Origin of the sequence: Pseudomonas sp. BGI-2 (assembly GCF_004310295.1) — a bacterium.
In the GTDB taxonomy this organism is placed as follows: domain Bacteria; phylum Pseudomonadota; class Gammaproteobacteria; order Pseudomonadales; family Pseudomonadaceae; genus Aquipseudomonas.
Genome location: NZ_SISB01000038.1, coordinates 24,504 through 37,458, shown reverse-complemented (window position 1 = coordinate 37,458; position 12,955 = coordinate 24,504). Strand labels below are relative to the sequence as shown.

15 protein-coding genes are annotated in these 12,955 nt (G+C 57.8%); 11 read left to right on the top strand and 4 right to left on the bottom strand.

What is annotated here, in order from left to right:
• Positions 1 to 8 precede the first annotated feature (8 nt).
• The 9 genes from nuoI (at position 9) to EYC95_RS22915 (ending at position 8,257) form a co-directional block, all read left to right on the top strand.
• A complete protein-coding gene (gene nuoI, locus EYC95_RS22955; RefSeq protein ID WP_218244332.1) occupies positions 9 to 554 on the top strand; it encodes an NADH-quinone oxidoreductase subunit NuoI in 546 nt (181 codons plus the stop codon).
• A gap of 9 nt (positions 555 to 563) precedes the next feature.
• Positions 564 to 1,067, top strand: a complete 504-nt coding sequence (gene nuoJ / locus EYC95_RS22950) for an NADH-quinone oxidoreductase subunit J (RefSeq protein ID WP_007905076.1) — start codon at positions 564 to 566, stop codon at positions 1,065 to 1,067.
• Positions 1,068 to 1,069: 2 nt separating this feature from the next.
• The gene (gene nuoK, locus EYC95_RS22945; protein ID WP_010458852.1) at positions 1,070 to 1,378 is read left to right on the top strand and encodes an NADH-quinone oxidoreductase subunit NuoK; all 309 of its coding nucleotides are present in this window, start codon (positions 1,070 to 1,072) and stop codon (positions 1,376 to 1,378) included.
• A complete protein-coding gene (gene nuoL, locus EYC95_RS22940) occupies positions 1,375 to 3,228 on the top strand; it encodes an NADH-quinone oxidoreductase subunit L (protein WP_131062358.1) in 1,854 nt (617 codons plus the stop codon). Before nuoK ends, nuoL begins: the two co-directional genes overlap by 4 nt.
• A 39-nt stretch (positions 3,229 to 3,267) precedes the next feature.
• Positions 3,268 to 4,800, top strand: a complete 1,533-nt coding sequence (gene nuoM / locus EYC95_RS22935) for an NADH-quinone oxidoreductase subunit M (RefSeq protein ID WP_131062357.1) — start codon at positions 3,268 to 3,270, stop codon at positions 4,798 to 4,800.
• Positions 4,801 to 4,807: 7 nt separating this feature from the next.
• The gene (gene nuoN / locus EYC95_RS22930; RefSeq protein WP_131062356.1) at positions 4,808 to 6,271 is read left to right on the top strand and encodes an NADH-quinone oxidoreductase subunit NuoN; all 1,464 of its coding nucleotides are present in this window, start codon (positions 4,808 to 4,810) and stop codon (positions 6,269 to 6,271) included.
• Positions 6,272 to 6,535: 264 nt separating this feature from the next.
• Positions 6,536 to 7,081, top strand: coding sequence for a hypothetical protein (locus tag EYC95_RS22925; protein WP_131062355.1), 546 nt, complete (start codon positions 6,536 to 6,538; stop codon positions 7,079 to 7,081).
• Positions 7,024 to 7,878, top strand: coding sequence for a hypothetical protein (locus EYC95_RS22920; RefSeq protein ID WP_165557496.1), 855 nt, complete (start codon positions 7,024 to 7,026; stop codon positions 7,876 to 7,878). Before EYC95_RS22925 ends, EYC95_RS22920 begins: the two co-directional genes overlap by 58 nt.
• Positions 7,871 to 8,257: a hypothetical protein gene (locus EYC95_RS22915; RefSeq protein WP_131062353.1), complete on the top strand. Its 387-nt coding sequence runs from the start codon at positions 7,871 to 7,873 to the stop codon at positions 8,255 to 8,257. The genes EYC95_RS22920 and EYC95_RS22915 overlap by 8 nt, the downstream gene beginning before the upstream one ends.
• A 96-nt stretch (positions 8,258 to 8,353) precedes the next feature.
• Here EYC95_RS22915 and EYC95_RS22910 read toward each other — a convergent pair whose 3' ends face one another.
• Positions 8,354 to 8,722: a DUF6124 family protein gene (locus EYC95_RS22910; protein WP_131062352.1), complete on the bottom strand. Its 369-nt coding sequence runs from the start codon at positions 8,720 to 8,722 to the stop codon at positions 8,354 to 8,356.
• Between the two features lie 526 nt (positions 8,723 to 9,248).
• Between EYC95_RS22910 and EYC95_RS22900 the strand changes: the two genes are divergently transcribed.
• Positions 9,249 to 9,599, top strand: coding sequence for a toxin (locus EYC95_RS22900; RefSeq protein ID WP_131062350.1), 351 nt, complete (start codon positions 9,249 to 9,251; stop codon positions 9,597 to 9,599).
• The gene (locus tag EYC95_RS22895) at positions 9,589 to 9,903 is read left to right on the top strand and encodes a DNA-binding transcriptional regulator (protein ID WP_131062349.1); all 315 of its coding nucleotides are present in this window, start codon (positions 9,589 to 9,591) and stop codon (positions 9,901 to 9,903) included. Before EYC95_RS22900 ends, EYC95_RS22895 begins: the two co-directional genes overlap by 11 nt.
• 173 nt (positions 9,904 to 10,076) lie before the next feature.
• Here EYC95_RS22895 and EYC95_RS22890 read toward each other — a convergent pair whose 3' ends face one another.
• The 3 genes from EYC95_RS22890 to EYC95_RS22880 are packed head-to-tail and all read right to left on the bottom strand — an operon-like array spanning position 10,077 to position 12,951.
• Positions 10,077 to 11,819, bottom strand: coding sequence for an ABC transporter substrate-binding protein (locus EYC95_RS22890; RefSeq protein ID WP_131062348.1), 1,743 nt, complete (start codon positions 11,817 to 11,819; stop codon positions 10,077 to 10,079).
• A gap of 48 nt (positions 11,820 to 11,867) precedes the next feature.
• On the bottom strand, positions 11,868 to 12,140 hold the full coding sequence (locus tag EYC95_RS22885) for a DUF2160 domain-containing protein (RefSeq protein WP_109629387.1): 273 nt from the start codon (positions 12,138 to 12,140) through the stop codon (positions 11,868 to 11,870).
• Positions 12,141 to 12,150: 10 nt separating this feature from the next.
• A complete protein-coding gene (locus EYC95_RS22880) occupies positions 12,151 to 12,951 on the bottom strand; it encodes a carbohydrate ABC transporter permease (RefSeq protein WP_131062347.1) in 801 nt (266 codons plus the stop codon).
• Between the last annotated feature and the right edge of the window lie 4 nt (positions 12,952 to 12,955).

Here is a 12,955-nt window from a genome sequence, read left to right as displayed (position 1 = left end):
AGAGAATCATGAAGTACATTTTTGACATCGTGCATGGCTTCTTCACCCAGCTTCGCAGCCTGGTGATGATCTTCGGCCATGCCTTCCGCAAGCGCGACACGCTGCAGTACCCGGAAGAAGCCGTGTACCTGCCGCCGCGCTTTCGTGGGCGTATCGTCCTGACCCGCGACCCTGATGGCGAAGAGCGTTGTGTAGCCTGCAACCTGTGCGCCGTGGCATGCCCGGTCGGTTGCATCTCGCTGCAGAAAGCTGAAACCGAAGACGGTCGCTGGTACCCGGAGTTTTTCCGTATCAACTTCTCGCGCTGCATTTTCTGCGGCCTCTGCGAGGAAGCCTGCCCGACCACCGCGATCCAGCTGACACCGGATTTCGAGATGGCCGAGTTCAAACGTCAGGACCTGGTGTACGAGAAAGAAGATCTGCTGATCTCCGGCCCCGGCAAAAACCCTGATTACAACTTCTATCGCGTTGCAGGTATGGCGATTGCCGGGAAGCCGAAAGGCTCCGCGCAGAATGAAGCCCAGCCGATCAACGTGAAGAGCTTGCTGCCTTAAGGAAGAAAGATGGAATTCGCTTTCTATTTCGCATCGGGTATCGCTGTTGTGTCCACGCTTCGCGTGATCACCAACACCAACCCTGTGCACGCCCTGCTCTACCTGATCATTTCGCTGATTGCCGTGGCGATGACGTTCTTCGCCCTCGGCGCACCGTTTGCCGGTGTTCTGGAAGTGATCGCCTACGCTGGCGCCATCATGGTGCTGTTCGTGTTCGTGGTGATGATGCTGAACCTGGGCCCGGCCTCGGTTCAGCAAGAGCGCGTCTGGCTCAAGCCCGGCATCTGGCTCGGCCCGGTCGCCCTCGGCACCCTGCTGCTGGTTGAACTGCTGTACGTGCTGTTCAGCGACGCCAGCGGTCAGGCCATCGGCCACACCACTGTAGACGCCAAGGCCGTGGGCATCAGCCTGTTCGGTCCTTATCTGCTGGTGGTCGAACTCGCCTCGATGCTGCTGCTTGCCGCAGCCGTCACGGCGTTCCACCTGGGCCGCAACGAAGCCAAGGAGCAATGACGATGCCTGCTATCCCTCTCGAGCATGGACTCGCCGTTGCCGGCATCCTGTTCTGCCTCGGTCTGGTCGGCCTGATGGTCCGCCGCAACATTCTCTTCGTGCTGATGAGCCTGGAGATCATGATGAATGCCTCCGCACTGGCGTTCATCGTTGCCGGTAGCCGCTGGGGTCAGCCGGATGGACAGATCATGTTCATCCTGGTGATCAGCCTGGCAGCCGCCGAGGCCAGTATTGGCCTGGCGATTCTGTTGCAGCTGTATCGCCGCTTCCACACTCTCGATATCGACGCTGCCAGCGAGATGCGCGGATGAATCTTCTCTATCTGACTTTCGTATTCCCTCTCATAGGTTTCCTGCTGCTGTCGTTCTCACGCGGCCGCTTTTCGGAAAACCTGTCGGCGCTGATTGGCGTCGGCTCCATTGGCTTGTCTGCCATCGTCACGGCTTATGTGATCTGGCAATTCAACGTTGCGCCACCTGAAGGCGGTCACTACACCCAGGTGTTGTGGCAGTGGATGGCGGTGGAAGGCTTTACGCCGAACTTCGCGCTGTACCTGGATGGTCTTTCCCTGACCATGCTCGGTGTAGTCGTCGGCGTCGGCTTCCTGATCCACCTGTTCGCGTCCTGGTACATGCGCGGTGAAGCCGGTTACTCGCGCTTCTTCGCCTACACCAACCTGTTTATCGCCAGCATGCTGTTCCTGGTGCTGGGCGATAACCTGTTGTTCCTGTACTTCGGCTGGGAAGGCGTGGGCCTGTGCTCGTACCTGTTGATCGGTTTCTACTACAGCAACCGCAACAACGGTAACGCGGCACTGAAAGCCTTCATCGTCACCCGTATCGGCGACGTGTTCATGGCCATCGGCCTGTTCATCCTGTTCGCACAACTGGGCACGCTGAATATCCAGGAACTGCTGGTGCTGGCACCGCAGAAATTCCAGGCCGGCGACTTCTGGATGGTCATGGCCACCCTGATGCTGCTGGGCGGCGCTGTCGGTAAATCCGCACAACTGCCGCTGCAAACCTGGCTGGCGGATGCGATGGCCGGTCCTACTCCGGTTTCGGCACTGATCCACGCCGCAACCATGGTGACCGCCGGTGTTTACCTGATCGCCCGTACTCACGGTCTGTTTGCGTTGGCGCCGGACATCCTGCACCTCGTTGGCGTTGTGGGTGGTGTGACCCTGGTGCTGGCCGGTTTTGCCGCACTGGTGCAGACCGACATCAAACGTATCCTCGCCTACTCGACCATGAGCCAGATCGGCTACATGTTCCTGGCGCTGGGCGTTGGCGCGTGGGATGGCGCGATCTTCCACCTGATGACCCACGCCTTCTTCAAAGCGCTGCTGTTCCTTGCGTCCGGCGCGGTGATCGTTGCCTGCCACCACGAGCAGAACATCTTCAAGATGGGCGGCCTGTGGAAGAAACTGCCATTGGCTTACGCCAGCTTCATCGTCGGCGGCGCGGCGTTGTCTGCCCTTCCTCTGGTGACCGCAGGCTTCTACTCCAAGGACGAAATCCTCTGGGAAGCGTTCGCCAGCGGCAACCACGGTCTGCTTTACGCAGGTCTGGTCGGCGCGTTCATGACGTCGCTGTACACCTTCCGCCTGATCTTCATCGCGTTCCACGGTGAAGCGAAGACCGAAGCACACGCCGGTCACGGCATCGCTCACTGGCTGCCACTGTCGGTGCTGATCGTCCTGTCGACCTTCGTCGGCGCGATGATCGTTCCGCCACTGCACGGTGTGCTGCCACAAAGCGTTGGCCATGCCGGCGGCGAAGCCAAGCACAGTCTGGAAATCGCTTCGGGCGCCATCGCCCTGGCCGGTATCCTGCTGGCCGCGCTGCTGTTCCTCGGCAAGCGTCGTTTCGTCACTGCAATCGCCAACAGCGGCATCGGCCGCTTCCTTTCGGCCTGGTGGTTCGCTGCCTGGGGCTTCGACTGGATCTACGACAAACTGTTCGTCAAGCCCTACCTTGCGATCACCCACGGACTGCGCAAAGACCCGCTCGACCAGACTATCGGTCTGATCCCGCGTATGGCCAAAGGCGGCCACACCGCCCTGAGCCGTACCGAAACCGGTCAACTGCGTTGGTACGCGGCATCCATGGCTGCCGGCTCCGTGCTGGTCATCGGCGCCATCGTGCTGGTAGCGGTCTGATATGAACCTTGCGAACTTGCGAAAGGAATTGAGCCCGTCATGATTCTGCCTTGGCTAATCCTGATCCCCTTCATCGGCGGCCTGCTGTGCTGGATGGGTGAGCGCTTCGGCGCTACCCTCCCCCGCTGGATTGCGCTGTTGACCATGACCCTGGAACTCGCTCTCGGCCTCTGGCTGTGGGCCCACGGTGATTATTCATTTGCACCGGCACCTGGCGCCGATCCGACCTGGGTGCTTGAGTTCAAGCACCTCTGGATCGAGCGCTTCGGCATCAGCGTGCACCTGGCCCTCGACGGCCTGTCGCTGTTGATGATCCTGCTGACCGGTCTGCTGGGTATCCTCTCGGTACTCTGCTCGTGGAAAGAGATCCAGCGTCACGTTGGCTTCTTCCACTTGAACCTGATGTGGATCCTGGGCGGTGTCGTCGGCGTGTTCCTCGCCCTCGACCTGTTCATGTTCTTCTTCTTCTGGGAAATGATGCTGGTGCCGATGTACTTCCTCATCGCGCTCTGGGGTCACAGTTCTTCGGACGGCAAGAAAACCCGGATCTACGCGGCGACCAAGTTCTTCATCTTCACTCAGGCTTCCGGCCTGATCATGTTGGTGGCGATCCTGGGTCTGGTACTGGTCAACTTCAACGACACCGGCGTGATTACGTTCAACTACGCCGATCTGTTGAAAACCAAGATGTCGCTGACCACCGAGTACATCCTGATGCTCGGCTTCTTCATCGCCTTCGCGGTCAAGTTGCCAGTCGTGCCGTTCCACTCCTGGTTGCCTGATGCTCACGCCCAGGCGCCGACGGCGGGTTCGGTCGACCTGGCCGGTATCTTGTTGAAAACGGCGGCTTACGGTCTGCTGCGTTTCGCCCTGCCGCTGTTCCCGAATGCCTCGGCCGAGTTTGCGCCGATCGCCATGACCCTGGGTCTGATCGGGATCTTCTACGGTGCGTTCCTGGCCTTTGCACAAACCGACATCAAGCGTCTGATTGCCTACTCCTCCGTTTCCCACATGGGTTTCGTGTTGATCGGCATCTACTCCGGCAGCCAACTGGCGCTGCAGGGCGCAGTGATGCAGATGCTGGCGCACGGTCTGTCGGCCGCGGCACTCTTTATCCTCAGTGGTCAGTTGTACGAGCGCACCCACACCCGCGACATGCGTGAAATGGGTGGCCTGTGGTCGAAGATCGCTTACCTGCCGGCCATCAGCCTGTTCTTCGCAGCCGCGTCCCTGGGCTTGCCGGGTACCGGTAACTTCGTCGGTGAGTTCCTGATCCTGATCGGCTCGTTCCCGAGCGCCCCATGGATCACTATCATCGCGACGTCCGGTCTGGTGTTCGGTTCGGTCTACTCGCTGATCATGATCCACCGTGCCTACTTCGGCCCATCCAAATCGGACGCGGTGTTGCATGGCATGGATGGTCGCGAACTGATCATGGTGGTCGGTCTGGCGGCATTGCTGATTTACATCGGCGTGTACCCGCAACCGTTCCTCGATACCTCTGCTGCGACGATGCATGGCGTGCAGCAATGGCTCGGCACCGCCTTCACTCAACTCGCTTCGGCCCGGTAAGAGCGCTATGGAATTCACGACTCAACACTTTATCGCGCTTGCGCCGTTGTTGATCACCAGCGCCACGATCATCGTGGTGATGCTGGCGATTGCCTGGCGCCGCAACCACTCGCAGACCTTCCTGATTTCCGTGGCGGGTTTGAACCTGGCATTGCTGTCGATCCTGCCAGCCCTGAAAGTCGCGCCTCTGGCCGTGACCCCGTTGCTGCAGATCGACACCTTCGCTTGCCTGTACATGGCGCTGATCCTGGTCGCCACCCTCGCTTGTGTGACCCTCGCCCACGCCTACCTCGGCGATGGCGGTTCGGGTTATCCGGGCAACCGTGAAGAACTTTACCTGCTGATTCTGATGGCCGCCGCCGGTGGCCTGGTGCTGGTCAGCGCGCAGCACCTGGCCGGGTTGTTCATCGGTCTGGAACTGCTCTCGGTACCGGTTTACGGTCTGGTGGCTTACGCCTTCTTCAACAAGCGTTCGCTGGAAGCCGGTATCAAGTACATGGTGCTGTCGGCCGCCGGTTCCGCGTTCCTGTTGTTCGGTATGGCCCTGCTGTATGCCGACTCCGGCAGCCTGAGCTTCGTCGGTATCGGTCAAGCGCTTGCGGCTACTGGCCTGCCAAGTTCGCTGGCGCAACTGGGCCTGGGCATGATGCTGATCGGTCTGGCGTTCAAGCTGTCGCTGGTACCGTTCCACCTCTGGACCCCTGACGTTTACGAAGGTGCTCCGGCACCGGTGGCGGCGTTCCTGGCTACCGCTTCGAAAGTGGCCGTGTTCGCGGTCATGGTGCGTCTGTTCCAGATCTCACCAGCGGCGAGCAGCGGTGTACTGAGCGACGTGCTGACCATCATCGCCATCGCGTCGATCCTGTTCGGTAACCTGCTGGCACTGACCCAAAGCAACCTCAAGCGTCTGTTGGGTTACTCGTCCATCGCTCACTTCGGTTACCTGCTGATCGCCCTGGTGGCGAGCAAGGGTCTGGCCGTGGAAGCCATCGGCGTGTACCTGGTCACCTACGTGATCACCAGCCTCGGCGCGTTCGGCGTGATCACGCTGATGTCCTCGCCGTACAACGGCCGTGATGCGGACGCCCTGTACGAATACCGCGGCCTGTTCTGGCGCCGCCCGTACCTGACCGCCGTACTGACCGTGATGATGCTGTCCCTGGCCGGCATCCCGCTCACCGCAGGCTTCATCGGCAAGTTCTACATCATCGCCACCGGTGTCGAGTCGCACCAATGGTGGCTGGTCGGTTCCCTGGTACTGGGCAGCGCCATCGGCGTCTTCTACTACCTGCGTGTGATGGTCACCCTGTTCCTGATCGAGCCGAACCTGCGTCGCCACGATGCGCAACTGCACTGGGAACAACGTGCAGGCGGTGTGATGCTGCTGGCCATCGCCGCACTGGCGTTCTTCCTCGGGCTGTATCCGCAGCCGTTGCTGAATCTGGTTCAGCAGGCGGGGTTGGCGGGTTGATCGCTTAAGCGATACTCGGCAGAAAACAGAAACGGCACCTTCGGGTGCCGTTTTTGCGTTTGTGGGATTTGTTACTGCTGCCCTGCCCTTCTTCTGCAATCTCCGATGCTCTCGCCGAATTGTCCGCTTCGTCCTACAGCTTTATTGCCTAACCTGTGGCGCGCGGATAAATCGGATTTCCCCTACGCCTAAAACAGAATCACCCGGCATTCAAACTTGAGGCTGCTCGCCAAAGTCCCCCGTTTTACGGATCGGGACACGAACGTGACCAGACTCATCCCCAAAAGTGAACTCCATGGCCAACGCGACCAAGAACTCGACACCTCCCAAGCCATGGAAGACTTCCGACAGGCACTGAACCGCCCGGACGATCTGCCAGGCTTCGACGAACTGCTAAACGCAGTGGGCCTCAATCGCTCCAACTACATGCAAGGGGCCAACCAGCGAAAACTCATCGATGCCGTCAGTAACGGTGACTGGGCAATGGTGAAGCCGCGCGTCGCTGCGGATAACGGCGGAGCCTCCTGGAACGCCTTCAAACCTAAACCCGAGCCAGCACCGGCAGAGCATCTGGTGGAAGAACACGCCTTCACCCTGCCCAAACCGGCAGAGTCCGGCTTCCACATCGTCGAGACACCCATGACCCTCGAAGCGCTGGAACGCGCGCTGTACGAAATCACACCCAGCGATGTGCTGCGCCGCGAGTTCCGCTCGCTCAATCGCCATCTCGGTGAACGGGTAAGCCAGGGCAAATGGTTATCTTCAGCGAATCGCGCAACTACATGTGCCGTCGCGAAGAAGCGCAAATGATGGCGGCGGCGGAGAAAGTGAATGAAGCGCTTAAGGATCTGACGGATGAAGAGGCTTCGTTCATGGTTGAGCACCATGAGGTGATTGAGCCGTTTGTCGAAGTATCGGCAGGCTCACTGGGCGTTGCTTCTTATATGGTTGCACAGCATCTGGAAGGTTTGAAAAAAGCCCTACGAGATATGGAGGAACTGCACCAACAGCAATACCGCCAGCACGGGCATCTTCACTCTCCAGAATTTTTTGCACGGCGCAAACGTATTTTTGCGAAGCTTGGTAGCGGTCTTGGATCGCTGATACGCAGAGGAACCGGAATTGCGGATCATCCTAAACTCAAGCGAGCTCTGGGATTGTCGAGTCGCAGAACAATTCACCACTGGGACAAGGCAGGAGCGCCGACACAACTACCCGGGTATGCCTCCAACATCGCAGGTGTCTCACGGGCAGCAAAATTTATGCAGGCCGGAGGTTATGTAGGAATCGGCTTGGCAACGGGCGCCGCAGGCATGCGAATCAACGAAGTGTGCCGAACAGGAACAGACGAACAGTGCCAGAAAGTTAAATTCATTGAGGGGAGCAAACTGGCGGGCAATGTTGGAGTCACTGCAGCAGCAACCACCTACACCGCCCCCATTACCATGGAGTATTGCGCTGGCGTTGCTTTGAGAACACGAGGAATCGGCGGTGCGATTTGTGTATTGATCATAAGTGGCGCGACGGCCTCTATTGCAGGTAATACAGGATCAAAACTTGGCGATTCTGTAGGTGAGATTCTTTACGAAGCAAATACCCATGATTGACATGAAACTTTTGTTCGCTGCCATCGCAATTGCTTTAATGACAATGCTCCTGTCCAACTTCGTGATGATGTTGTACGTCATTCTTTTCAAGTTGGCAGAAATTGAGTCCCATCTCAAAAACTGTCACCTCGTTCAAAGTAACAGCCGGAATAGAGGAGACGGCTTTTGGGGGCGTCGGTACAGACTGACTCTGATCACTGCGATCCTGCGCAAGCGGCCCTCTCGACTTTTGCTGGATGATCCTCGCGCGATTGAAGATGTCAGGAAACTCCCAGCACATCTGCGACGGTGGATCGAGATCCCTTACCGGATGAATGCATGCTTCCTGATCGGCATTCTGGCTCTCTATGGATGGGCCGAATTTGCAGGTCTGGTTTAGTTGACTCCTCGGAAACATGTTCTCGGCCTATCTAAAAAAAAATGCGGCACTTCGTAGAGCCGCGTTTTTTGCCTCTTTGCGATCCGTCGTGGCGACTTACCCTGCCGGCTCAACGTTATCCAACGCCTGATTCACCGCCAACTCTCCCAGCATCACCACTTGCGCAATGCCCAGCAGGGTCTTGCGATGGGTGCCCTCCAGTAGCGCGGCGAAGTCACCGAGCATGACCGTAGCCGAGGACAATGACTCGCTGGCATTGGCCAGCAGGGATTCGGTGTCGGTTTTGGAGTTGGCGAAAAACATCTGATTGGGGGTGTAGGGCGTGGCCATGATTTCGGCAGCGGGATTGAGGTAGTCATCGAGCACGCGTTCGGCGGCGTCGGGGCGTTTTTGGGTGTCGATGGAGGCGTCGGGGGACGTTGCGTCGGCTTCTGTTTCGGGAGGGTTGGGTGTTGGTTTTTTCATGGTGAAACTCCACTGAAAAGTTGGAGCTGCCCCATTCGGTTTCCGGACGAAGAGGTGGCAGCTGTACGCAGGTTGGAAACCCGGGCAGCGGCGACCCGGTCGACCCGAAGGTCTCCCACGCACAGCCGCCATAACGGAGTGCACACATTCAAGGTGCGCAAGGATACGTTATGAAAGGCGTGTTGGCGCCACTGTTACTAATCGGGGTTTCCAGTCCCGGTCGCTGAATTGGCAGCGACGTGCACAGGCTAGAGACCGGACGTCCGACGGACAACCTGAAAACATTGTGGGAAGGTTCTGTATTTCCAACTCAACTTTTAAACATTCCGAATTGAAATACGCATTGTGTAGATACCGTTTTGAACCTCCCCGATATCCAGAATCGCCTCGCGGGTGAATCAGCCGCGTCCTACATCCCGATCCTGCCTTCGACTTTAACGTAATGGCTTGACCGAATTGGGCAGGCACAGAAGCCTTGACCTATTCGATTCTTGTGATAGAAATATACGCAGGTAACGTACAGAACATGGACGCTCTTTTTATCGAATTAACCGTATTTCAAAAGCATCGAAGTGACTACCTGGATGATGATCTGTTTCACCGGTTCCAGCAGGAGTTGCTGCAAAACCCGGAAGCGGGAGATGTCGTCGAAGGCACCGGAGGTCTGCGCAAAATTCGAGTGGTGGATGAGCGGCGAAACAAGGGCAAGCGCGGTGGGCTGAGGGTGATTTATTACTGGTGGTCCGGTTTCGACCAATTCTGGCTCTTTACCTTGTATGGCAAGAACGAGCAGGACGATTTGACGCCACAACAGAAAAAACTGCTTAAAGAAATGCTTTATCGAGAAATCAAAGCGAGAACGAGCGATGAAACGTGACATTTTTTCCGAGCTGGTAGAGGGTTTTGAAGCCTTGGCCGATGAGCGCCAAGGTAAAGTCACTCTACGCACGCACAAAGTAAAACTGGCCAAACTGGCTCCGATTACGGCAGAGGAAGTGATTGGCATCCGCCAGCAACTGAATCTCTCCCGGCCGGTGTTTGCGATGTACTTGCGCACCAACACCCGGACGCTGGAGAACTGGGAGCAAGGACGGGCGAAACCTAATGCCCAGGCGACAACGCTTATCCGGCTGGTTGAGCGCTTTCCGGAGACGGTTCAACAACTGGCGGCGTTGACTTAGGTTCAGGTGGTTTTTTCAGAATCAAAAGATCGCAGCCTTCGGCAGCTCCTACATAGATTTCGTATTCCCTGTAGGAGCTGCCGAAGGCTGCGATCTTTTGATCTTCATCTATAGAGACCGGCACAAATAAGAACGGCACCTTTCGGTGCCGTTTGCCTCACACAAACCCGCGATTACTTACGCGCCGCCTCCCACGATTTAAGCAGTTCGGCATAGCTCACGGTTTCGCCTTTAGGCTTCTCGTTCGCCAGTTTTGCTTTCGGCGCACCCGGCTGATCGAACCAGTACTGCGCATCCCGCTCCGGATTCATTTTCGGCCCGCAGGTCGGTTGTACCTTGGAGCGTTCCAGACGGGTCATGATCGCATCCTGATCCTTGGCCAGACCATCCAGTGCCTGTTGTGGCGTTTTCTCTCCACTGGCCGCTTCGGCGATGTGGCTCCACCACAGTTGCGCCAAGCGCGGATAGTCCGGCACGTTGGTCCCGGTCGGGGTCCATTGCACGCGGGCCGGGCTGCGGTAGAACTCCACCAGCCCACCGAGTTTCGGCGCCAGGTCGGTCATGGCTTGCGAGTTGATGTCCGACTCGCGGATCGGGGTCAGGCCGACGATGGTTTTCTTCAGCGACACGGTTTTCGAGGTCACGAACTGCGCGTACAGCCAGGCCGCCAGTTTTTGCTTCTCGGGCGTGGATTTGAGGAAGGTCCAGGAACCGGCGTCCTGATAACCGAGCTTCATCCCCTCTTCCCAGTACGGGCCTTTTGGCGACGGCGCCATCCGCCATTTCGGCGTACCGTCGGTATTCATCACCGGCAAGCCCGGTTTGGTCATGTCGGCGGTAAACGCGGTGTACCAGAAGATCTGCTGGGCGATGTTGCCCTGGGACGGTACCGGGCCAGACTCGGAGAAGGTCATGCCCGCCGCTTCCGGTGGCGCATATTTTTTCATCCAGTCAACGTATTTGGTGGTCGCATACACCGCCGCCGGACCGTTGGTGTCGCCGCCGCGGGTCACGCTGGAACCGACCGGGTGGCAGTCCTCGACGCGGATGCCCCACTCGTCCACCGGCAAACCATTGGGGATGCCTTTGTCGCCGGCTCCGGCCATGGAGAACCAGGCATCTGTGAAGCGCCAGCCTAGAGACGGGTCTTTCTTGCCGTAGTCCATGTGACCGTAAACGCGTTTGCCGTCGATTTCCTTGACGTCTTCGCTGAAGAACTTGGCGATGTCTTCATAGGCCGACCAGTTCACCGGTACGCCCAACTCGTAGCCGTACTTTTCCTTGAACTTGGCTTTCAGGTCCGCGCGTTCAAACCAGTCGGCGCGGAACCAGTAGAGGTTGGCGAACTGCTGGTCGGGCAACTGATAGATCTTGCCGTCCGGCGCGGTAGTGAACGAGATGCCAATGAAGTCTTTAATGTCCAGCGTCGGCGAGGTGTAAGCCTTGCCTTCGTTAGCCATCAGGTCGGTGATCGATTCGGTCTTGCCGTAGCGAAAGTGCGTACCGATCAGGTCTGAGTCGTTGACCCAGCCGTCATAGATGTTCTTGTCCGATTGCATCTGGGTTTGCAGCTTTTCCACCACGTCGCCTTCCTGCAGCAGGTCGTGGGTCAGCTTGATCCCGGTGATTTCGGTGAAGGCCTTGGCCAGCGTTTTGGATTCATATTCGTGGGTCGCGATGGTTTCCGAAACCACCTTGATGCTCATCCCGCGAAACGGCTCGGCGGCCTTGATAAACCACTTCAGCTCTTCGAGCTGCTGCTCTGGCGTGAGGGTGGACGGTTTGAACTCGCTGCCAATCCATTTCTTGGCGGCGTCTTCATAGGCATCGGCCCAGGCCGCAGCGCTCAACCCGCTGAGTGCCAGCATGGCTGCCAATGAAACGCTATGTCGCAGCTTATTGTTTTTGTCGAACATAGAGACCTCCTGTTTGAGTTTCGGAGCAACATTGCCGATCGATTTCGACTAGCCCCAACGCATCACAGCCAACAGCCACACCAGGGACAACGCGAACGCAACCCAGATGCTCCAGTCGGTGACGCCGATTACCAGCAAATGCAGGTAGGCGCTGCCGAGAAGACCGATAAACAGCCGATCGCCACGGGTGGTGGCAATCGGCAGAAAACCACGCCGAGGGACACTCGGCGAACGTAATTCCCAAGTCGTCATGCCCGCCAGAATCAGGCCAATGGCGATGAAAAACGCCGCTGTGGGGACAGTCCAGCTCATCCATTCCATCATCAGCTCCTCAGACCCGGCCCAGGGCAAAGCCCTTGGCCACATGGTTGCGAACAAACCAGATCACCAGCATGCCTGGCAGGATAGTCAACACCCCCGCCGCCGCCAGCACGCCCCAGTCGATGCCAGACGCCGAGACTGTTCGGGTCATCACCGCCGCGATGGGTTTGGCGTTCACCGATGTCAACGTTCGCGCCAGCAGCAGTTCGACCCAGGAAAACATGAAGCAGAAAAATGCCGTCACACCGATCCCGGAGCCAATCAGCGGAACGAAAATCTTCACGAAGAACTTGGGGAAACTGTAGCCGTCAATGTAGGCGGTTTCGTCGATTTCCTTCGGAACGCCAGACATGAACCCTTCCAGAATCCACACCGCCAACGGCACGTTAAACAGGCAATGAGCCAGCGCCACCGCAATGTGGGTGTCGAACAGACCAATCGAGGAATACAGCTGGAAGAACGGCAGCAAAAACACTGCCGGCGGCGCCATGCGGTTGGTCAGCAGCCAGAAAAACAGGTGCTTGTCACCGAGAAAGCGGTAACGCGAGAACGCATAAGCCGCTGGCAACGCCACGCTCAGGGAAATGATCGTGTTCAGGCTCACGTAATACAGCGAATTGAGGTAACCGGTGTACCAGGCCGGATCGGTGAAGATCACCTTGTAGTTGGCGAAGGTGAAATCCTGCGGAAACAGCGTCAGGCCGCTGAGGATTTCGGTGTTGCTCTTGAAGGACATGTTCAGCAGCCAGTAGATCGGCACCAGCAGGAACAGGATGTAGATCAGCAACGGAATAAGCTTTCTTTTACTCATGGCA